General features: G+C 41.4%; 18 protein-coding genes. 10 read left to right on the forward strand and 8 right to left on the reverse strand.

Annotation, left to right across the window (positions count from 1 at the left end; genetic code table 11):
- Nucleotides 1–407 precede the first annotated feature (407 nt).
- Nucleotides 408–2,075 carry a VRR-NUC domain-containing protein gene (locus L4D09_RS08695; RefSeq protein ID WP_428457100.1) on the reverse strand — a complete coding sequence of 556 codons (1,668 nt, stop codon included), beginning with the start codon at nucleotides 2,073–2,075 and terminating at the stop codon, nucleotides 408–410.
- Between the two features lie 174 nt (nucleotides 2,076–2,249).
- On the opposite strand from L4D09_RS08695, the gene L4D09_RS08700 reads away from it, so the two are divergent.
- Nucleotides 2,250–3,761: a bifunctional NUDIX hydrolase/phosphatase PAP2 family protein gene (locus L4D09_RS08700; protein WP_428457101.1), complete on the forward strand. Its 1,512-nt coding sequence runs from the start codon at nucleotides 2,250–2,252 to the stop codon at nucleotides 3,759–3,761.
- Between the two features lie 175 nt (nucleotides 3,762–3,936).
- Nucleotides 3,937–7,002 carry a D-2-hydroxyglutarate dehydrogenase YdiJ gene (gene ydiJ, locus L4D09_RS08705; RefSeq protein WP_428457102.1) on the forward strand — a complete coding sequence of 1,022 codons (3,066 nt, stop codon included), beginning with the start codon at nucleotides 3,937–3,939 and terminating at the stop codon, nucleotides 7,000–7,002.
- 62 nt (nucleotides 7,003–7,064) lie between these two features.
- Here the strand turns inward: ydiJ and aqpZ are convergent, their stop codons facing one another.
- Both aqpZ and L4D09_RS08715 read right to left on the reverse strand, forming a co-directional pair.
- Nucleotides 7,065–7,754, reverse strand: a complete 690-nt coding sequence (aqpZ, locus tag L4D09_RS08710; RefSeq protein WP_428457146.1) for an aquaporin Z — start codon at nucleotides 7,752–7,754, stop codon at nucleotides 7,065–7,067.
- A 198-nt stretch (nucleotides 7,755–7,952) separates the two neighbouring features.
- Entirely contained in the window at nucleotides 7,953–8,840 is an 888-nt protein-coding gene (locus L4D09_RS08715; protein WP_428457103.1) for a LysR family transcriptional regulator, read from the reverse strand.
- 183 nt (nucleotides 8,841–9,023) lie between these two features.
- On the opposite strand from L4D09_RS08715, the gene L4D09_RS08720 reads away from it, so the two are divergent.
- Nucleotides 9,024–9,686: a cation efflux transmembrane domain-containing protein gene (locus tag L4D09_RS08720; protein ID WP_428457104.1), complete on the forward strand. Its 663-nt coding sequence runs from the start codon at nucleotides 9,024–9,026 to the stop codon at nucleotides 9,684–9,686.
- Nucleotides 9,687–9,748: 62 nt separating this feature from the next.
- On the opposite strand, the gene L4D09_RS08725 is transcribed toward L4D09_RS08720, so the two are convergent.
- Nucleotides 9,749–10,237 (reverse strand): LabA-like NYN domain-containing protein, encoded by a 489-nt coding sequence (locus tag L4D09_RS08725; RefSeq protein WP_428457105.1) that lies wholly within the window; start codon nucleotides 10,235–10,237, stop codon nucleotides 9,749–9,751.
- A gap of 377 nt (nucleotides 10,238–10,614) precedes the next feature.
- On the opposite strand from L4D09_RS08725, the gene L4D09_RS08730 reads away from it, so the two are divergent.
- The 3 genes from L4D09_RS08730 to L4D09_RS08740 all read left to right on the forward strand — a co-directional run bounded on the left by L4D09_RS08730 (nucleotide 10,615) and on the right by L4D09_RS08740 (nucleotide 12,173).
- Nucleotides 10,615–11,358: a YggN family protein gene (locus L4D09_RS08730; protein ID WP_428457106.1), complete on the forward strand. Its 744-nt coding sequence runs from the start codon at nucleotides 10,615–10,617 to the stop codon at nucleotides 11,356–11,358.
- Between the two features lie 43 nt (nucleotides 11,359–11,401).
- The gene (locus L4D09_RS08735) at nucleotides 11,402–11,902 is read left to right on the forward strand and encodes a hypothetical protein (RefSeq protein ID WP_428457107.1); all 501 of its coding nucleotides are present in this window, start codon (nucleotides 11,402–11,404) and stop codon (nucleotides 11,900–11,902) included.
- A gap of 115 nt (nucleotides 11,903–12,017) precedes the next feature.
- Nucleotides 12,018–12,173: a hypothetical protein gene (locus L4D09_RS08740; RefSeq protein ID WP_428457108.1), complete on the forward strand. Its 156-nt coding sequence runs from the start codon at nucleotides 12,018–12,020 to the stop codon at nucleotides 12,171–12,173.
- Nucleotides 12,174–12,270: 97 nt separating this feature from the next.
- Here the strand turns inward: L4D09_RS08740 and L4D09_RS08745 are convergent, their stop codons facing one another.
- A complete protein-coding gene (locus L4D09_RS08745; protein ID WP_428457109.1) occupies nucleotides 12,271–14,655 on the reverse strand; it encodes a YgiQ family radical SAM protein in 2,385 nt (794 codons plus the stop codon).
- Nucleotides 14,656–15,492: 837 nt separating this feature from the next.
- On the opposite strand from L4D09_RS08745, the gene L4D09_RS08750 reads away from it, so the two are divergent.
- The 3 genes from L4D09_RS08750 to L4D09_RS08760 all read left to right on the forward strand — a co-directional run bounded on the left by L4D09_RS08750 (nucleotide 15,493) and on the right by L4D09_RS08760 (nucleotide 16,678).
- Nucleotides 15,493–15,969 carry a prepilin-type N-terminal cleavage/methylation domain-containing protein gene (locus L4D09_RS08750; protein ID WP_428457110.1) on the forward strand — a complete coding sequence of 159 codons (477 nt, stop codon included), beginning with the start codon at nucleotides 15,493–15,495 and terminating at the stop codon, nucleotides 15,967–15,969.
- A gap of 28 nt (nucleotides 15,970–15,997) precedes the next feature.
- Nucleotides 15,998–16,237 (forward strand): hypothetical protein, encoded by a 240-nt coding sequence (locus tag L4D09_RS08755; protein WP_428457111.1) that lies wholly within the window; start codon nucleotides 15,998–16,000, stop codon nucleotides 16,235–16,237.
- Nucleotides 16,238–16,453: 216 nt separating this feature from the next.
- Nucleotides 16,454–16,678 carry a hypothetical protein gene (locus tag L4D09_RS08760; protein ID WP_428457112.1) on the forward strand — a complete coding sequence of 75 codons (225 nt, stop codon included), beginning with the start codon at nucleotides 16,454–16,456 and terminating at the stop codon, nucleotides 16,676–16,678.
- A 79-nt stretch (nucleotides 16,679–16,757) separates the two neighbouring features.
- Here L4D09_RS08760 and L4D09_RS08765 read toward each other — a convergent pair whose 3' ends face one another.
- The 3 genes from L4D09_RS08765 to L4D09_RS08775 all read right to left on the reverse strand — a co-directional run bounded on the left by L4D09_RS08765 (nucleotide 16,758) and on the right by L4D09_RS08775 (nucleotide 18,216).
- Complete coding sequence (locus L4D09_RS08765; protein ID WP_428457113.1) at nucleotides 16,758–17,189, reverse strand: hypothetical protein; 432 nt, start codon at nucleotides 17,187–17,189, stop codon at nucleotides 16,758–16,760.
- A complete protein-coding gene (locus L4D09_RS08770; RefSeq protein ID WP_428457114.1) occupies nucleotides 17,168–17,887 on the reverse strand; it encodes a winged helix-turn-helix domain-containing protein in 720 nt (239 codons plus the stop codon). Before L4D09_RS08770 ends, L4D09_RS08765 begins: the two co-directional genes overlap by 22 nt.
- 146 nt (nucleotides 17,888–18,033) lie before the next feature.
- Nucleotides 18,034–18,216, reverse strand: a complete 183-nt coding sequence (locus L4D09_RS08775; RefSeq protein WP_428457115.1) for a hypothetical protein — start codon at nucleotides 18,214–18,216, stop codon at nucleotides 18,034–18,036.
- 358 nt (nucleotides 18,217–18,574) lie between these two features.
- Between L4D09_RS08775 and L4D09_RS08780 the strand changes: the two genes are divergently transcribed.
- Complete coding sequence (locus L4D09_RS08780) at nucleotides 18,575–19,057, forward strand: prepilin-type N-terminal cleavage/methylation domain-containing protein (protein WP_428457116.1); 483 nt, start codon at nucleotides 18,575–18,577, stop codon at nucleotides 19,055–19,057.
- The last annotated feature ends 55 nt before the right edge of the window (nucleotides 19,058–19,112 follow it).

Here is a 19,112-nt window from a genome sequence, read left to right on the forward strand (position 1 = left end):
GTTTATATTCTAATTTGGGTATTTTATTCTATCTTCATGAAAAGTAAAGGTTATATTGTGAGTGCTAATGTGTTTATTATTATGCTTGCGCTTAATCCCTTGTTTTTAAAGTGCTTTGTTTTTTTATGTTGTAGGGGTTTAGTTGCCAAAATAGCCTTGGTATAAAACTCCTGAATCTGTTGATTTATAAATATAGGTTAAATTTTACATTGCGTAATAATGCGCATATGGTTGAGTTGACATAGTTAATATTAAACATCATAAATATAACGCATGTGTATATATTAAGCTAGTGGCGTACTGGTGAATTATTGCTTTTGATTTAGACTGTGAATAAAGGCTGTAACGTTCTTTATTAGTAAAATGTCAGAATAATACAGCTGGTGAATATAGCCGATATAAATGATTCACTGAGCCTCTGACCACTCAACATATACTACTTCAGCTGGCAGCTCTAACTCTTCGAATACGTTTAGCCAGCGGATTTGGTTGCTCTGCAATTTATCGCCGGGGCCTTTTACCTCTATCCAGCGAAAAGTGTGCTCATTAAATGCGATGAGATCAGGAAAACCGCTGCGGTTACTTTTCGGGTCAAACAAAATACGCTTGAATAGGGTGCACAGTGCTTCTATCGGGAAATGAGCAATCGCATGATTAATAATGTTAGGTGTTAATAATGTCCAATTAACCCAATCATTGGTAATACCTTGTTTTTCTTGAAATACATCAAGCCAATGCTGCCAATGACCGGATTGAAGCTCTTCAAGGCGCTTGTCGAGAGCTGCTTTTCTTTGCTGGTAAAATTCCGGAGTGAACATGCCTTTCGGTGAGCGTTGAAAAGGGTTCAGAAAAGCCCCCTTCACATCACTAAAAATAATGTCCCAGAAGGTTAGTCCAAATAAACCACATATAAAGGTGTTTTCGAGGAAGTAACATTGCCAGCCTTGTTGCGAGTAGTGCTCAGCGACAACAAGCTCAACGCTTGTATCAGTATTGTTTAGTGTGAGGAAGCTATTCGTGAATCTAGGCTTTTTACGAGGGGGAGCTGAAAGGGATAACTTACGGGCGAGTTTCCCCACAAGTGTCGCAGCTATATCTGCTTCTTCTTCTGATTTTGGCGCTAATTGCATCTCACAGGCAAGTTGATAGGCATCAGCATAATTGTGTTGTTTATCGAGAATGCGCACCTGTCGTTCTCGTGATGGTGGCAGTTCGCTTTGCGAAAACAATAAACGGGCGCTTTCAAGCTTAGTGGAGCTATTTTTTGCAAACCGTTCTAGATCCCGTGCTATGTGGTTAATTAACTTTTGCCTTTTACGCTCAAGTGGTAACCACTCAATCGGTTGTGGCAGTTGATTGGCCATCACTTCAATCGCAGTAAAATCTTTTTCTTCTTTGGCTTGCCAGTACAGTTCATTGAGTGCTGAGAGTGCAAGCCATTGCTCGATATTTTCACGTGCGTTAAAAAAGCGATACTGTCGATCTATATTATAGTTTTCATAATGTTGAATGCCTAAATCACTAAGTACAAAGTCAGTCAGGCTTTGGTGGCTATTACCGAAGAAAAGTAACAAGAATACATTCAAATGCTCTGTTTGACGTAGTTCGATAATGTCTTGTTGAAAGGCACTAATATCCGGGGATAATTGGCATAACGCATCAACGAGTTTATCTTTTTTATAGGATTTCCAAGCGGATAACTCATCAAATAATCGGAGTAATTCTGGCTTTGTAAAAAGTGCACTAACGGCGGCTAAATTAACAGGCCATGTCGGTGTATTTTCTTTTTCCTGTTGGAATATAAATGCAAACTGGCCGTTAGCTAATTCGATAGCTGCCAGTTCGATATTGTCAATTTCGCTGTAGGCTAACTTATCAAAACGAAACAATGCGCCTTTTCTGGATAATAGGCGTATGTATAGTTTTTTAGCATCATCACTAAGCTGGCCGAATGTGTGTAGCCATGTCAGTTCGCTTGTCGACATTAGATCGCTATATTGGCTTGTGACCACTTCTATAAGGGTTAAGACGTTACTTAAGTAATAGTCATTGCGAAGAGGTTGTGGGGGATTCATGGCATAACCTAAGTAAAATAAAAATCCTGTCACCTATAGTGTCATTTTATGAAACAGATCCAAGTAACATAAGTGTAAGCGTAAAATATCTTCATTTGTTAATGTACTCAATAGCTTACCTTAATTTGTACTGCTATCATCATACGTGCCACCAATTTTATAAAAAGGTTTATAGTGTCTGTTAGTGTAACTGGAATGACCCGCTGGCTGTTTATTTTTTTACTCTGTTTAGTTAGCCCTTTTTTATCGGCGCAAGAAGCAAGTATCAAAGCAAGCGAGACACCGGAAGAAATTGTTGGTGCTGTTTGCGTCATTCGTCATGATAACAAAATGGTGATGTTATCAGAGGTTATCACGCGAAAATTATCCTTGCCGGGTGGGTACATTGACAAGGGAGATACGCCACAGCAAGCTGCCGTAAGAGAAGCCTTAGAAGAAACGGGGATTCATGTCACGGTTGCTGATCTTATTCAATATCGTGGTCGTGCCGCTATTTATAGTTGCGTTGCACAATCGCCGATTCTTGTGTATTCATTTCGTGACTATACGGGGCACCTGACAGTTGCATCATGGTTTTCTAAGCACTTTGCGACCGAAGTAGAGCGGGTTTATCTCATAGACCCAAAAGATGTGTCTGCTAAGGAATACCGTTATGCAGAAGATGCCCAACTATTATCTACTTGGTTAGATAAAACCCCTAACAGTGAGATATTGAAATATACCGATCTTAGCGATAGCGTTAATGTCTTACATCAATTTGAGTTGAGAGTGATTAAGAACCTCCAACACGTTGTTAGTGAATGGCCGAGTATTTTGGGTGATATCTTTAATGCATTGATGTTTGTATTGAATTTATCGGGTGAGCCATGGTTTGTGGTTGCGCTATTACTTGTTGTTGCGGGATTTTGGGGGTCTAAGGCATTACTTGAATTGTTGTTTGTCTTGTTTCTGGCAACGTTTACGTCGTCTTTATTGAAATACGGTTTAGCTTCGCCTCGGCCTTCTGTGATTATTCCTGAATTACAGAAAATAAATGCGTATGGTTTTGGTTTCCCTAGCGGTCATACATTGTTAGCGACATTGCTCTGGGGAATATTGTGGCATGTATTATCAAAAGTAGTAGCTAATAAATATAAGTACTTACTGACAGCGGTGGTCACCTTTATGATCGCTGGACAGGCCTTGGCGCGAGTTTGGTATGGTGTTCATTTCATTAGCGATACGGTTATGAGTATCATGCTAGGGCTTGTAATTGTCTCCGTAATCATTGTCTGGCGTTCAGATATAAAGTCTTCGTATTATGTCTATTTATTAAATAAATGGTTCTGGCTATCTATTACCATCTTTGTAGGCATTGTTGCTAGCTTTACGCTGGTGCCTGCTCATGCTTATTTGTTTACTGCGGGGCTAGGTATCTTCTTAACGGTTGATCATATTGCCAAACAATCGTCGAAAACCGTAAGGTTGCCTTGGCTACAGGGTTTGATCAGCTTTGTCGTTATTACTGTTGGCATTGTTGTACTGTTTTGGCTTATACCGTACGCCGCTTCATTTTCAACTGTAAGCTTGGTGGTTTTAGCCATTAAAGGAGTTGGTTCAATGCTAGTGGCAGTATGGCTAGTCAGTAGCACTGCTTATTTGCATCGTAAATATGGCCATTTAAAGCATGGGAGAGACAAGGCATGACATTAGAGTCTCGTGTATAGAAGCCACCCTCAAGATACTTTCCTTTGTGCTAAAGGTAACTTGGTATAGCAACATGCTTTTTTTAATTTTAGCGGTAAGGTAAAGTGGAGAAAGGCAAATTATATAGAGAGGCCAGTAGTCGTAGGATACGACGGTATACTGGACAAGGAGAGCAATGTTACCTGCACTGACACATCAAGACAGTATCGAGTCTTCTGTACTGTCTTATCTTCAAGAGTTAGAACAAGCTGGCTTTCGTGGAGATATCGAACACAGTTATGCCAGTCGCCTTGCAGTCGCAACTGATAATAGCGTTTATCAACAACTTCCACAGGCGGTCGTTTTTCCTCGTAATAATGCTGATCTGATTGTGTTGGGGCAAGTTGCCCAATCAGAAGCATTTACGACTATTGCATTTTCTGCCCGAGGAGGCGGTACTGGCACGAATGGTCAATCATTAACGCCGGGAGTTGTGGTTGATATCTCCCGCCATATGAATGAAATTCTCGAAGTTAACCCTGAAGAAGGTTGGGTTCGTGTTCAAACCGGCGTTATTAAAGATCAACTAAACGATGCACTTCGGCCACATGGGTTTTTCTTTTCGCCTGACTTATCGACCAGTAACCGCGCTACCGTCGGTGGAATGATCAATACAGATGCTTCTGGGCAGGGCTCATTAAAGTACGGTAAAACCTCTGATCATGTTTTATCACTCAAGGCTATTTTGGTTGATGGTTCAGTACTCGATACTGAAACACTGTCTTCGACCGAAATTCAAGCCTTAGCTCAGAGCGATGATCTTGCTACTAAGGCACTTAAAGTTGCCGAGCAGGTTTGTCGTGAAAACAGGCAGCAGATTGTTGATAAATTCCCGCCACTGAACCGGTTTTTAACAGGTTATGATTTAAAAAATGGCTTCGATGAAACGGTAACTCAATTCGATATTGCCCGCCTCTTGTGTGGTGCTGAAGGGTCACTTGCGTTTATTTCAGAAGCGAAACTGAATATTACGCCAATTCCAAAGTCTCGTACGCTCGTTAATATTAAGTACGATAGTTTTGATTCTGCACTTCGTAACGCGTCAATGATGGTCGAAGCTAAAGCGCTTTCGGTTGAAACGGTCGACTCCCGCGTGTTGAATTTAGCTAAACAAGATATTGTTTGGCATACCGTGAGTGACCTTATCGAAGATGTACCTGGCAAAGAAATGCTGGGTATCAACATTGTTGAGTATGCCAGTAACGACCTGCAAGAAAATGAGCAATTAGTCACAGCGCTTTGTCATCAATTAGATGCCTTGATGGAGAGACAACAGAGCGGCATTATTGGCTATCAGGTGTGTAATGAGTTAGCGAGTATCCAAAAAATCTACGGTATGCGAAAGAAAGCTGTTGGATTATTGGGGGCGGCTAAAGGGCGCAAAAAACCTGTTCCTTTTGCTGAAGATACGTGTGTACCACCGGAAAACCTTGCTGACTTTATTGCTGAGTTCCGTCAGTTGCTCGATGATAATTATTTGGATTACGGCATGTTTGGCCATGTCGATGCTGGCGTTTTACATGTACGTCCAGCATTAGACTTATGCGATCCTGAGCAAGAGCGCCTGATGAAGTCGATTTCCGATCAGGTTGTTGCGTTGGTGGCAAAGTACGGTGGTTTGATGTGGGGCGAACACGGTAAGGGTTACCGTTCTGAATACGGCCCAGAATTTTTTGGTGAAGCGCTTTTCACTGAATTAAGACGCGTAAAAGCGGCATTTGATCCCAATAACCGCATGAATCCAGGAAAGATTTGTACGCCATTAGACAGCCAAGCTGAATTAGTGAAAGTAAATGGTGTCAAGCGTGGGTTTTATGATCGTCAAATTCCAGTAAAGGTACGTGATAGCTTCAAGCAAGCGATGGAATGTAACGGTAATGGTTTGTGTTTCAACTATGACACAAGCTCACCAATGTGCCCATCGATGAAGATCACAGCGGATCGTCGTCATTCACCAAAAGGTCGAGCTGGCCTGGTTCGTGAATGGTTGAGGTTGCTGGCCGATCAAGGTGTTGATCCGGTGGCAATAGAAAACGATCTTATGGCATGTTCGCCCACTGTTAAGCAGATCATTGATCGTTGGCGAAATACCTTTGGATCGAAACGTAAAGACTATGACTTCTCGCATGAAGTTATGGAAGCGATGAATGGCTGTTTGGCTTGCAAGGCATGTGCGAGCCAATGCCCGATAAAAGTCGATGTACCAAGTTTCCGCTCTCGGTTTATGAACGTATATTACAGTCGTTATCAAAGACCGGCGAAAGACTATCTGGTTGCTTATGTTGAAAACTATTTGCCATTAATGGCAAAAGCCCCTGTGGCATTTAATGCCATGATGCGGCCTGCCTGGTCGAAAAAGCTGACCGAGAAGTCGATAGGTTATGTTGATATGCCTGCACTTTCAGTACCTACATTAATGGAAGGGCTTGATGGTCACCATGCTACACGGTTTGATTTACAGTGGCTGCAAGCGTTATCAAAGCAAGAGCGTGAGCAGTATGTATTGATCATCCAAGACCCGTTTACCAGTTTCTATGATGCCGATGTGGTGAAAGACTTCGTTGAGTTGTGTGACAAGATTGGTAAAAAGCCGATGATTGTGCCATTTAAGCCCAATGGTAAAGCACAGCATGTAAAAGGTTTTTTGCGTCAGTTTGCCAAAACAGCAGCGAACACTGCGGAGTTTTTAAATCAACTGGCAGAACTTGAGATCCCAATGGTAGGTGTCGATCCTGCCTTGGTACTTTGTTACCGAGATGAATATAACGAAGTGCTAGCCGATAATCGTGGCGATTTTCAGGTGCTGACAGCGCATGAATGGTTGCTGCCATTGTTACCCTCATTACCGGTTTACCCTAATCGCAATGGAGACAGTTGGTATCTATTCGCCCACTGTACCGAGAAAACCATGTTGCCTAATGCTGAAAAAGAGTGGGGGGCAATATTTGACCACTTTGGTACAAGCCTTAAATCGATAGCCGTTGGCTGTTGTGGCATGGCGGGTACATTCGGGCATGAGAAAGACAAACTTGAAACATCACGCGGCGTATATGACTTGAGTTGGCAACCAAACCTTGAGCAACTTGACCCAGAACGCTGCATGGCAACGGGCTATTCGTGTCGAAGCCAAGTTAAACGTTTTGAGCACATTAAAATGAAGCACCCTGTACAGGTATTATTGCAAGTGACTAAAGCCATTTAGCATTATATTTAGCTTGCGTGTATAGCGGGAGGAGCTTGTGCTTCTCCCGCTTTTTTTCGGTATTATTCTTCGTTAGGGCTCAGCCAGCGGTAAACAATCCCTGCGACAAACGCCCCAAGTATTGGCGCAAGCCAGAATAGCCATAACTGAGCGAGTGCCCAATCGCCAACGAGTAGGGCGGGGCCAGTACTACGGGCTGGATTTACCGAAGTATTTGTAACCGGGATACTAATAAGGTGAATGAGTACGAGGGCTAAACCAATCGCAAGGCCTGCCATGGCGGGTGTTGCTAATTTGTGGGTAGCACCAAGAATGACGATGAGAAACATAAACGTCATGACAAACTCTGTAATAAACCCAGACACCATTGTGTAGCCACCGGGTGAATGATCACCATAGCCATTTGACGCGAGGCCGCCAGCTAGATCAAACCCAGCTTGGCCGCTGGCTATGGTATAAAGAATGTAAGCGCCTGCTATCGCCCCAAGTACTTGCGATAATATGTAAGGGACAACTTCGCTTACAGGAAAGCGCCCACCAGAGCATAAACCAACAGTAACTGCCGGGTTTAGGTGGCACCCTGAAATATGCCCAATGGCATACGCCATGGTGACAACAGTTAAACCGAAGGCAAGTGAAACACCCAGCAGGCCAATTCCGACATCAGGAAATGCCGCAGCCAGTACTGCACTACCACAGCCACCAAGCACTAACCAAAATGTGCCGATAAATTCTGCGACCAGTTTTTTCATCATAACTATGATTCCCTTACTATTCCCTAATAAATAAGAAATTATTTTTATACTGGTGAGAGTATAGGAAGCATTTCGGCTTTTTTGATGGTTCATTAATGAAACAGTCTTATGAGAATGAAGGTGCAGTAGCACCTCAAGGTTACCCCTTTGAGCAATTAGCAATTAGCAATATCAAGGCATGTCTAGGGGGAGGGTTTACTTGGGCATATGGTCAGTTAGGTAGTGTTCAATCTTTTCGGATAGCCAATACGTTAATGCGCCTTGTTGGCTGTTGCTTGTGTGTATGACGCCGTAGGGCTGCAGCCGCATTGATTGATAATGATTGAGCACCTTGACCGTGCCGTCACGTAATGATGTATTAATTAACACTGAAGGGACGATTGACCAACCATTTCCATCTAATACCGCATCCCTTAAATGTTCATAGAACGGTAAGGCAATATAATTATTTGACGCTGGTGAAACGGCTTTTAGCCCTTCATCATCAAAAGCGGATAACGCAAACTCCGTGTACCGCTCTAAATCAGAACTAACAACGTTGCTGAGCTGACATAAAGGGTGATTCGCGTGAGCGACAGACATCATCCGTATCTGTCCTAATTTTAAATAATGGTTCTTTGATAGGCTTTCTGCTTGGGGTAACAAACAAAATGCCACGTCTACTTTGTTTTCTTCAACCATGCCGTCAAGCTCAGGCGGTGGCGCAACATAAACAGAGACGCTGGTATTGGGAAATTCTGAACTCATTTTATGAACAAGTTGACGCCAGAATGATTCTGGCAGGGCATCATCACGAGCGATCCTTAAAGCGGATTCTACCCCCCCCAAATGTTGCTGGCATTTTGCATTGATATCGCCAGCAATCATCATCATACGTTCACAGTCATTTTTAATCGCTTCGCCGATAGGCGTTAGTTCAACATGGTTGCCAGATCGCTTAAAGAGTTCAACGCCTAACGTATCTTCAAGAGAGTTAATGGTAGAGCTAACTGTTGTCCGGCTTTTACCTAACTTTCTACTTGCTTCTGATATTGAGTTTGAAACACTTGCTTCCAGGAACATCTCAATCTGGGTTATTTTCATATTTAGACCTCAAACGTTATTGTGATACCAGTTATACCCGTTATTTATGTCGTAAAAGCAGTAGCTAGATTGAGCGACGAAAATTACGTCGCTGAGTGATTTTAATCATGCGGTAATACCCAGTAGTATGCAATATAAAGTAATTAAGAAAGAGGCGGCAGACGAACAACCTGTCGGTTTAAAATGACAAAGCATACCGTTGTATCTTTAGAGCGGAAATTATTACAGTTCTCTACCGTGTCTGCGTTTATTTTTGCCTTACTTGGGATCGGGTTGGGTTTATGGATGAATTCACTTGTTATTGTATTTGATGGCGCATACTCATTTATTAGTTTGTCATTGACCATTATTTCGTTGATAGCAGCGTCTTATATACACTCTCCTGTACGTAAAAATGCCAAACGTGACGCTGCATTTATCGAACCCGCCGTAATCGCATTTAAGGGGTTAGTCATAACACTCATGTGTGTCGTGTCATTTTATTCTGCGGTACTGGCTATTATGAGTGGTGGCCGTGAGGTGAATACAGGCTTGGCTTTACTGTTTGGTGTCATCAATGTCATTGGGTGCTGTGCATCATACTGGGTATTAAAGAAGTACGGCAAACGTGCAAACTCTGCGCTGGTGGATGCGGAATCAAAGCAGTGGCTGATGGACACTGTGATTAGTGGGGCAGTGATGGTTGGCTTTGTTGTCGCGTCGTTATTAGTGGTTGTAGGACATGCACAGTATGCAGCATATGCTGATCCTGCGATGGTCGTTATCGCTTCTATCTATTTTGTGATAGTCCCGATTAAAATGATGTTTGGTGCATTGAAAGAGTTAAAGCTCGAGCTAACAGAGTGATGAATAAAAAAGGAATCAGCCAAATGGCTAATTCCTTTTTTATTATTGAATATAGGAGACCACTATTTACGGATTTGTCCGAGCAATAGGGTTTCTTCAATCTCACGGAAGAAACGTGCTGTATTAATGAGTGACGTTGCGGTTAGTCCCGGTACGCCATAGATTTCTACATCTTTACCGTATTTAGATTGTACTTTGTCGACCAGTAAATCAAAGTCACCATCACCTGAAAGTAGGATCACACGATCGGCATCTTGTGCATGCTCAATAACATCAAGTGTAATGCCTACATCCCAGTCACCTTTTGCCGAGCCATCACTACGTTGAATAAAGGGTTTGAGTTTTACGTCAAAGCCGATACCACGGAGTATATTTTGAAATTGACGCTGTTTTTCATCACCACGATGAATTGCGTAAGCGTAGGCAGCAACGACTTCCCGCCCTTGGGTAGCTTCAGCCCAGAATGCATTGTAATCAAAGTTACAACCGTAGGTGTCTTTAACGGTGTAATAGATGTTTTGAACATCAACAAAAATAGCGACTTTTTCCACAGCTAACCTAACTTGATGAATGACAACGGTAGTATATACCCAAATTACCACAAGGCGTGTTTCAATGGTATTTACTTAGTATTTGAACTGGAGTTTATATTATTCATCGACGGCGATAAACCGGTATTAGAGCCGCCTTGCCGTATAGGAGAGTCTGCCACTTAAACGTGTCGGAACGGTCGTTTTTTACTCAAATCAACGTAAAAGAGAGTTCAGTAGCATTATTATCAACATTAAATATTCATCGTTAATATTTTGACACATCAAAGTACCTATTTAATGGCAAATGACTTCTCTAACAGAGAGGCTGAAGCTTGTTGTTGAACACAAAAAATGTGAAAGTATGGCAATAAAAATCATCAATAAAGAGATTGGCTATGAGAATCATTGTAATTGCGATTCCTTTACTGGTTACTTCCTTTGGACTCGCAGCTAAAACGTGCCCAGTGGCGGTACCGAATGATATTCACATTAGCAGCGAACAGGTATCTGTCTATCAAGATGGCGTGCCAAAGATGATGATTGATGAACAATATCAACTGTTTATTAATGGTGAGAAAATTGAACTATCGGAACTCCAGCAGCAAGCCTTGGAAGTCTATAGTAAAAATGTTCAGCATTACTTACCTCAGATGGCTGATATTGCAGATGATGGTGCCGATGTGGCAAATGGTATTTTACAGGAAATTTCGGCGAGCTTTGATTCACAAGCATCGTTTGAAAATGTCGAAAGCCTAATACAAGAATACAGTGATAAAGCACGGCAAAAGTTCTATCAGGACGATGAGTTTGTTATGCCAGCACATATTTTTGAAGTGTCTGACAGTGACTGGAAACAAGAGTTTGAACAAGCACTCCAACACATAAGCCTTGAGTCGATAAGCAGTTTATTTGCGGCGTTGTCTGAAGAAATGAAAAACGGGGAAATTAACTTTTCAGAACTTCAGACCAAATTTTCGGAGCTAAAAAGCCGACTGCAAGACCAAATTCATGAGCAGTCAGGTGCTGTAGCAGATAAAGCTAATGAACTTTGTGATTCAATTAAAGACTTAGCTGAAGACGAAAAAGAATTACAAATGATAGTGCCAGAGTTAGCACCATATCCAATGTTTGAAATTTAATGTTATTAACCCTTTTAGTTAAACAAAGGAAGTTGGAACAAAAGTGTATCTAGAAGAGCATTACTATTCTTTTTCAATAGTGACGGAGTTTATTCAGGATATAGGCTTAACGATTATAGAAAAAAAACAGGGTGAAACAAGTACTGAAAGCCATTGCTGGATTAAGGCTGGGCGTATTTATTTCCAACATCAGCCTAATAGGGAAGTAAAAACTGGCGAGATCTTGTTCATGGCTGCTTTGATTGCAATTACACCTGAAGAAGAACGTTTTCGGCTAAGTTGCGCCAAATGCAATGATAACCATGACAATATGATGGCACTAGCTTGGTGTTGGGCGGCAATACACCATTTAGAATTGAGTATTGATATATTATTGTATTCATTTTCCAATGCACCTTGCTACCAAGTACTCGAGCGCTGGAGTGAGTGCCGGTTTTTGGGAGTGCCATTATTGCAAAATGTTGGTATGACCGTAGAGCCTACATGTCGGAATGTCGATAGCAACACCACATTCCCCAAAATGTTGCGCTGGGTACGTGGATGAGGTCTTTCAGGTAACATAAATACAATCGGTTACCATTTGGTTGATATTGATAACGATATGCCATCAATAGCTATGTTATTGTTTTACTATTGCAGTCAATATTGTTGGTATTACTATGTTAAAGCTAAGCGTAATCATTGTTTTGTTATTGCTAGGGGCATTAGCAACCAAATACCTTGATGAAAATGCTCAAAAGAAAGTGCTGATTGGATTTGGTGTACTGGTTCTTGCTGCAATTGTGTTTTTTATGGGATCGGAACTAATACGCTGAGAATAACGGCTTAAATGTTTTGATTAGCAATATCGATAATTTAATTGATATTGATAGTAATAGGCTCGCATGATGCGAGCCTATTGGGTTTTAACGCTTAACGCGCCCGTGAGCGGTTAGGTTTACTGCCTTGCGAGCCATTGCGATTTGGACGAGAGCCGCCATTGGGTGACTTGCGTTGCCCTTGCGATTGCTCGCCTTGTCGCTGCGATGGACGACCATTACCACCTGATTGGCTTTGGTTGCCACCATTTCCGTTTTTAGCATTTTGGCCACCACGTTTACTACCATTTGCGTTGCCGTTGCCGTTGCCGTTGCCGTTGCCGTTACGTGATTGATTACCACGTTTACCGTCCTTACGGATGTCTGGCTGGTTAGGGTGTTTGGTTGCAAATCGTTTCGCACCATGGCGACCCGATTGACGGCGTTGTGCTGGCGTCAACTGATCCTCTTGCTCTGAACCTTCTTCTGGCACTAAGCAATTATCGCGATTACCAATAAGGTGTTTTTTACCCATATTGATCAGTGTTTCGCGGATCAATGGCCAGTTTAATGGATCGTGGTAGCGTAATAACGCCTTATGTACACGGCGTTGACGTTCACCTTTTGCAACAAATAACTCTTCGCGTTTTTTGTACTTAACACGCTTAAGTGGGTTTGTTTCTGAGTGATACATTGATGTTGCATTACACATTGGAGATGGATAGAAATTCTGAACTTGATCACACTCAAAGTCATTCTTCTTCAGCCACAATGCTAAGTTAAGCATGTCATCATTGGTTGAGCCTGGGTGAGCTGAAATAAAGTAAGGGATCAGATATTGTTTTTTACCTGCTTCTTTACTGTATTTTTCAAATAGGTTTTTAAAGCGATCGTACGAGCCCATACCCGGCTTCATCATTAGATCAAGCGTGCCTTTTTCAGTATGTTCAGGTGCAATTTTAAGGTAGCCACCTACGTGGTGAGTAACCAACTCTTTAACGTATTCCGGTGACTCAATTGCTAAATCGTAACGAACACCAGAAGCGATCATTACTTTTTTGACACCTTTTACTTGGCGCGCTCTGCGGTATAAGTCAATGGTATGTTTGTGGTCAGTATTTAGCTTTTCACAAATTTTTGGAAATACGCACGATGGGCGACGGCAGTTTATTTCAGCTTTAGGATCAGAACATCCTAAGCGATACATGTTCGCAGTTGGGCCACCTAAATCAGAAATTGTACCCGTAAAACCTGGGACTTTATCGCGAATGTCTTCCATTTCGCTGATTATCGAGTCTTCAGAGCGGTTTTGAATGATACGGCCTTCATGCTCTGTGATTGAACAGAAGCTACACCCGCCAAAACAACCCCGCATGATATTGATCGACGTTTTGATCATATCGTAAGCAGGAATTTTTGCTTTACCATAAGAAGGGTGTGGTACACGCGCAAAAGGTAAACCAAACACGAAATCCATTTCTTCCGTGGTTAGCGGGATTGGCGGCGTATTTACCCATAATTCACGATCACCGTGTTTTTGTACTAATGCACGAGCCGAGTATGGATTAGCTTCAAGGTGCATAACACGGCTAGCATGTGCGTAAAGAATACGATCGTTACGCAGCTTTTCGTATGATGGTAAGCGAACAACTGAGTTCTTCGGATCATGACGAGAAGCCGTTACTATGATTGGCTTAGCTGCTGGCTCAGCCTTTGCATCGCCACTTTGCTTGGTTTTGCACTCTTCTTCTGTTGCGTATGGGTTCGGCATTGGCATTGCACGGCCCGGTTTTTCGATACGTGAAGAGTCAATCTCGCGAAAACGCTCAGGGATTTCTTTTAACATTACAGCGGTGCCGGCAATGTTTTTCATTTCATCAACTGAATCGCCTTTAGCGAGGCGATGCGCAACTTCGACTAATGCACGTTCAGCATTACCAAAAAGTAGAATATCTGCCTTGGCATCAACAATAACAGAGCGACGCACTTTGTCTGACCAGTAGTCATAGTGTGTTAAGCGACGTAGGCTCGCCTCGATACCACCAAGCACAATAGGTGTTTCTTTATAAGCTTCGCGGCAACGTTGCGAATACACTAATACGGCACGATCTGGGCGTTTTCCGCCTTCATTATTTGGCGTGTAAGCATCATCATGGCGAAGCTTTCTGTCCGCGGTATAGCGGTTGATCATGGAGTCCATGTTACCAGCGGTAATACCAAAGAATAGGTTTGGCTGGCCTAGGGCCATGAAAGCGTCTTTGTTATTCCATTCTGGTTGAGCGATGATACCGACACGGAAGCCTTGAGACTCTAGCAAGCGGCCAATAACCGCCATACCAAAGCTTGGGTGGTCAACATAGGCATCACCAGTCACGATAATAATATCGCAACTGTCCCAGCCGAGCGCATCCATCTCCGCACGAGATGTTGGCAAAAATGGTGCTACACCGTAGCATTCTGCCCAGTACTTTGGATATTCGTTAATTTTGTTTGTAATCATCTTCTTACATTAAACTAATTTAAATTAGGGGCATATAGGGACATTTATCTATATGCAAACGGTCTTATTCTTTAATAAGGAGCGAATTACAACAGGCTCAGTATTGGTCATATTCAATGGGCTTGTCTTGCATTCGAATGCCCCATTTAGTAGCTGTAAATGTACTTAAACCCTGCCAGCAATTGGTTCTATTGGCACTTATCGTCGTAACGCTAAATGTAGTATAGGGCTTTAAAAGGGAAGGAAGTTTAACATGTTCACGCGGTATTACATCAATTTCTGTTTTTTGATGATTTTCTTAAGACTGGTTGGACGAAATTAGACTATAAGTTATTGATACTTGGTTTTAATCCATGCTTTCTGTATGGATAACGTGCGATTAAGTAGCCGCGCGGTATTGAAGTTAACCCGCAAATGTTAGTTCTGATTGATGTTGTGTCTATATGGGTGAAGCTGGTTTGTCTTGAATTGGTTTTCATAAGGCAAAAAAAACCGTCGTACAAAAAGGGTACGACGGTAAACGTAGATTTCTTGATAAGTATTAAACATCAAGAAGGACTGCATTATGTCATAGATGATGCAGTGGTATCAATAAAAATGATATGGTTATTGCCATGTTTAAATTTTACTGATTTTGAGGGGAGTGTTAGGACCGGCTAGTAACGCCGTTATGTTAACCAGTAAGGGCGAACAAATGCTTGTTATTACAGATGTAATATTCTTATTTCCTTATTAATATTCTGTATAAATGTTTATCGCCTTGAGTGATAGCGGTATATTGCTTTACAATGTGTTCACCTTCATGGATGAACATTCCTCTAAAGCAGTAAGAGTCGTATGAAAAATCACGCAGGTTTTACATTAATAGAGTTGGTGATTGTTGTGGTGCTCGTTGGGATATTGGCTGTTACAGCTGCACCACGATTTTTAGATTTGGATGATGATGCACATGAGTCGGCTCTTCATGGTATGAAAAGTGCGTTTGAAAGTTCGCTAGCGATAATATATGGCAAACACAAGCTAGAGGGAGAGCCGAGTACTTTAACTATTAATGGCAGTACCTTACAGTTTGTTCATAAGAAAAATCGATACGATTATCCGTTTGCGAAAAATAAACGTGAGTGCGTTAACATTTGGAATACATTGATAGAGGGTACTGAAGCAGTTAGGCGTAACGCGGATAATAACGAGTTGCTTACTAAATATAAACGAAGAAGCAAAACATGTACTTATTCTTACTTCGGTGAAAAAGGCGAGATAGCTTATAGCTCAGGGGACGGTAACGTTGAGCTAAATTTGAATACGAATGGATAGTCATAACTTTTAAATTTGAGTGAGAGTCATGTACACAATTTTTTCGTTACTCAAATGGGTTGTCTTGATTTACTTAGTTAAGACAGGCCGTATTCCAGAGTCTACATACATAAAATTTAAGCAGTTTACGCTTAGTGCTATTGCGATGGTTTTACTGCACTCAACGCTAGTGATTCATGTTATTGAGTCTGTTGATTTAGTGAGCCGTGGTACTGGTGATGGCTATTACCTCAGAGAAACAATGTCTACATACAAAAAAGAGGCTTAAGCCTCTTTTTTTACATCTTAATTATTTACTTTCCTAACAATGGGTTACTGCATATTTATTTTTAAAAGTATAAAAAATAAATATTGAATTAGCTAAGATGCAGCCCATTCGCGACTATTCATTTCAAGATTCGTACCACTCATATCAATGCTGATTTGCTGATAAGCAATTATGCATTGTGGGTGTTATTTAAAGTGAAGGTAGGTAGTGGCGAATATGAATAAAAAAGTGCATTGGGCTGTAGGCCTTGTTTCTGCGTTATGTTTTTCACCGGTGTCATACGCTGATATAGAAGAGTGGCATGAAGAGCGTGTAGAAGAACGTCGTGAAGACCGAAGGGAAGATCGCAGAGACGACCGACAAGATGAACGGAAAGAGGAACGTCGTGAAGACCGCCGTGAGGAGCGTCGAGAGGATTTCGTAGAAGAAGTGTTTGATTAATGCTTTAAACAAAGATGATAACGGCTGATATAGAGACAGCCGTTATCAATAGAAACGAGGAAAGACGTATGTTAACTCATTACTGCACAGGTTTTAGTCGGTAGACTTTGAGCTGGTGGCCATTATAGAAGCTGGCAATGAGTACATCGTCTTCAATCAGTAACCGAATTGAACTGATCACATTGGTGTTTAAATCGAGTTTGGCTTTTAACTCAGGATCGTCAGCATTTGCATCAATCTGGCGAATAATAATACGCCCATCAACATCCTTTTGGTAATGACTTAAATATTGCACATCGAACTTTTGCGCATCTTTATCTTGCCCATAAACAGCTAAATGGTTGCCATCGAAATCAATATAAAAACGCACACTATTTTCTGTTTCGGTATACCACATTCCTTGATAGTTGGAAAATGTCGGCATAATGCGATCTTTAATGTAAAAAAGTGCGCCAGTAAACAATAATACGGCAATAAAAAAGGTTAAAACTACGGTGCGATCTTTATGCATGTCTCGTCCTCCTTACAGCCATACAACGTCTCTTTGACTTTATCAATGTAATGATAGTTTTCTGATTCAATGGCTTTCTCAATGAAAGGAAGCTCTTCGTCTGTAGGTATAAACAAGACCGTTGTTCGGTCAATATAGCTAGCAGGCGTTTCAGGAATAATCCAATGAGCAAGAGTGACAATAAATACACTGACTACAAACGCTGTAACATATAGCCATGGTGAGCGAATTAGGTTGGCTGTGGGTTGGCTGGTGTTTTGGGCAGCACCAGTATCAACTGACTCAGAATTTGAGTGCAACAAAATTCCGGGCTTTTGTTTGTTATCGTCAGCCGCAAGGGGAATAACAGGGCTATCTGTTTCACCATACTGTGGTTCGGTGGTGAGTTTATAACCGCGTTTAGGCACGGTAATAATTAAGCTTTTACCCAAATCAAAGAGCTTCGAACGAAGGCCATTAACGGTTTGGTTTATAGTGAAATCAGAAACATACGTTCCAGCCCAAATGCTTTCAGCAAGGTCTTTTCGTAATGCGACATGCGGATACTTCTGACAAAGTAGTTTTAATAGCTCCGCTTCTTTTACTCGCAGCTGGCTTTTAGCACCATTGATGGTGTTTATAACCGCTAAGTCAGACCCAGAAAAACGCAAGGTTTGCAATGAGATAGTTTGCGGTTCACTTTTTTCAGTGTGGGGCATAGGCGTCATTTTTTTGTTATATAAGCTAATAGGCGAATATAGACGATAAATTCTGCTTCTAGGTTAAATTCATGTAAAAACAAGGTTCCGCCCCTTGTTTTATACGAATTTTTTTCATTTTTTGCCAAATGACTTATTTAGTCCTTCTAACATCGTAATTTTGGTTTCAACGAATTGGCAGCTTGCTCCATGGCTTCTATCTGATCTAAGTGCTGGCTAAATGAAAAAGAAATCTGGTGTACATTATTACTGATTTCAACCGATACCGTCCCTAGATCCTCTGTTGCTGTTGCAATTTGAGTGGCAATCTCTGCTATCTCATCAACCATTGAAACCACGGCATGAATTTTTTCTGCTGTAATGTTTGTGTTTTTAGTGAGTAAGTAAAATTTACCCTATTACCCTATTACCCTATTACCCTATTACCCTACACCTTCAAGTATCGTCGTGAATACTAACGCCTTTGCAGTTACAGAATGCTTGTCTGTAACTGCGGTATGGCGTACCATTAATCCGTCTAAACAAAAAATGATAGGCAGTGATTATGCTAGATAAAGCATTGTAAGCAATCGACTGTTAGATAAGTCGCAAGATATTCCATGTGTTGAAATAGGCTTTGATGGTGATTACGCATTAGAGATAAAGCTAATACTTGAATTAGCCATTTATCAAAAAAGAGTATAAATAATGAAAAATAAAGGTTTCACTCTAATTGAGCTTGTAGTTGTTATTGTCGTACTGAGCATACTTGCAGTAACAGCAGCACCTAAGTTTTTAAATATCCAATCAGAAGCAAGGGTTGCTACATTAAGTGGTGCTAAAGGTGCGTTGCAAGGTGCTAATGCTATTATCTTTGGAAAGGCTGCTATTGAAGGTATCGAGAAAGGGCACGCTGAAATTAATATTGAAGGGGAGTCAGTTAATCTTATTGATGGCTTACCAATAGCAAGGCTGAGTTCGCTTGATGCGGTATGGAATTCTGATTTATATGGCTATGACTCGGAGGATGGAATATCAGTTGTTTATGGCCTAAAAGAAAATAATTACCAAGAAACAATAGATGGTGGTTGTTATCTACTTGCAGAGAACGAGGCTTACAGTTCAGTACCTGAAGACGATGAGCCATTATATACAAGTATGAAGCTGTTTTTAGCAATAGACGGTTGCTAACTAATAATCAAGTAATTAACAAAGCCCGCATAAGCTGCGGGCTTTGTTGTATGAT

The organism is Photobacterium makurazakiensis (assembly GCF_050336715.1).
GTDB classification, from domain to species: domain Bacteria; phylum Pseudomonadota; class Gammaproteobacteria; order Enterobacterales; family Vibrionaceae; genus Photobacterium; species Photobacterium makurazakiensis.

Excerpts from the sequence above, each read along its gene's own strand:
- L4D09_RS08715 (WP_428457103.1), bottom strand. The coding sequence starts at position 8,840 with ATGAAAATAACCCAGATTGAGATGTTCCTGGAAGCAAGTGTTTCAAAC.
- L4D09_RS08720 (WP_428457104.1), top strand. The coding sequence starts at position 9,024 with ATGACAAAGCATACCGTTGTATCTTTAGAGCGGAAATTATTACAGTTC.
- L4D09_RS08750 (WP_428457110.1), top strand. The coding sequence starts at position 15,493 with ATGAAAAATCACGCAGGTTTTACATTAATAGAGTTGGTGATTGTTGTG.
- L4D09_RS08755 (WP_428457111.1), top strand. The coding sequence starts at position 15,998 with ATGTACACAATTTTTTCGTTACTCAAATGGGTTGTCTTGATTTACTTA.
- L4D09_RS08775 (WP_428457115.1), bottom strand. The coding sequence starts at position 18,216 with ATGGTTGATGAGATAGCAGAGATTGCCACTCAAATTGCAACAGCAACA.
- L4D09_RS08770 (WP_428457114.1), bottom strand. The coding sequence starts at position 17,887 with ATGCCCCACACTGAAAAAAGTGAACCGCAAACTATCTCATTGCAAACC.
- L4D09_RS08760 (WP_428457112.1), top strand. The coding sequence starts at position 16,454 with ATGAATAAAAAAGTGCATTGGGCTGTAGGCCTTGTTTCTGCGTTATGT.
- L4D09_RS08730 (WP_428457106.1), top strand. The coding sequence starts at position 10,615 with ATGAGAATCATTGTAATTGCGATTCCTTTACTGGTTACTTCCTTTGGA.
- aqpZ (WP_428457146.1), bottom strand. The coding sequence starts at position 7,754 with ATGAAAAAACTGGTCGCAGAATTTATCGGCACATTTTGGTTAGTGCTT.
- L4D09_RS08745 (WP_428457109.1), bottom strand. The coding sequence starts at position 14,655 with ATGATTACAAACAAAATTAACGAATATCCAAAGTACTGGGCAGAATGC.
- L4D09_RS08765 (WP_428457113.1), bottom strand. The coding sequence starts at position 17,189 with ATGCATAAAGATCGCACCGTAGTTTTAACCTTTTTTATTGCCGTATTA.
- L4D09_RS08695 (WP_428457100.1), bottom strand. The coding sequence starts at position 2,075 with ATGAATCCCCCACAACCTCTTCGCAATGACTATTACTTAAGTAACGTC.
- L4D09_RS08780 (WP_428457116.1), top strand. The coding sequence starts at position 18,575 with ATGAAAAATAAAGGTTTCACTCTAATTGAGCTTGTAGTTGTTATTGTC.
- L4D09_RS08740 (WP_428457108.1), top strand. The coding sequence starts at position 12,018 with ATGTTAAAGCTAAGCGTAATCATTGTTTTGTTATTGCTAGGGGCATTA.
- ydiJ (WP_428457102.1), top strand. The coding sequence starts at position 3,937 with ATGTTACCTGCACTGACACATCAAGACAGTATCGAGTCTTCTGTACTG.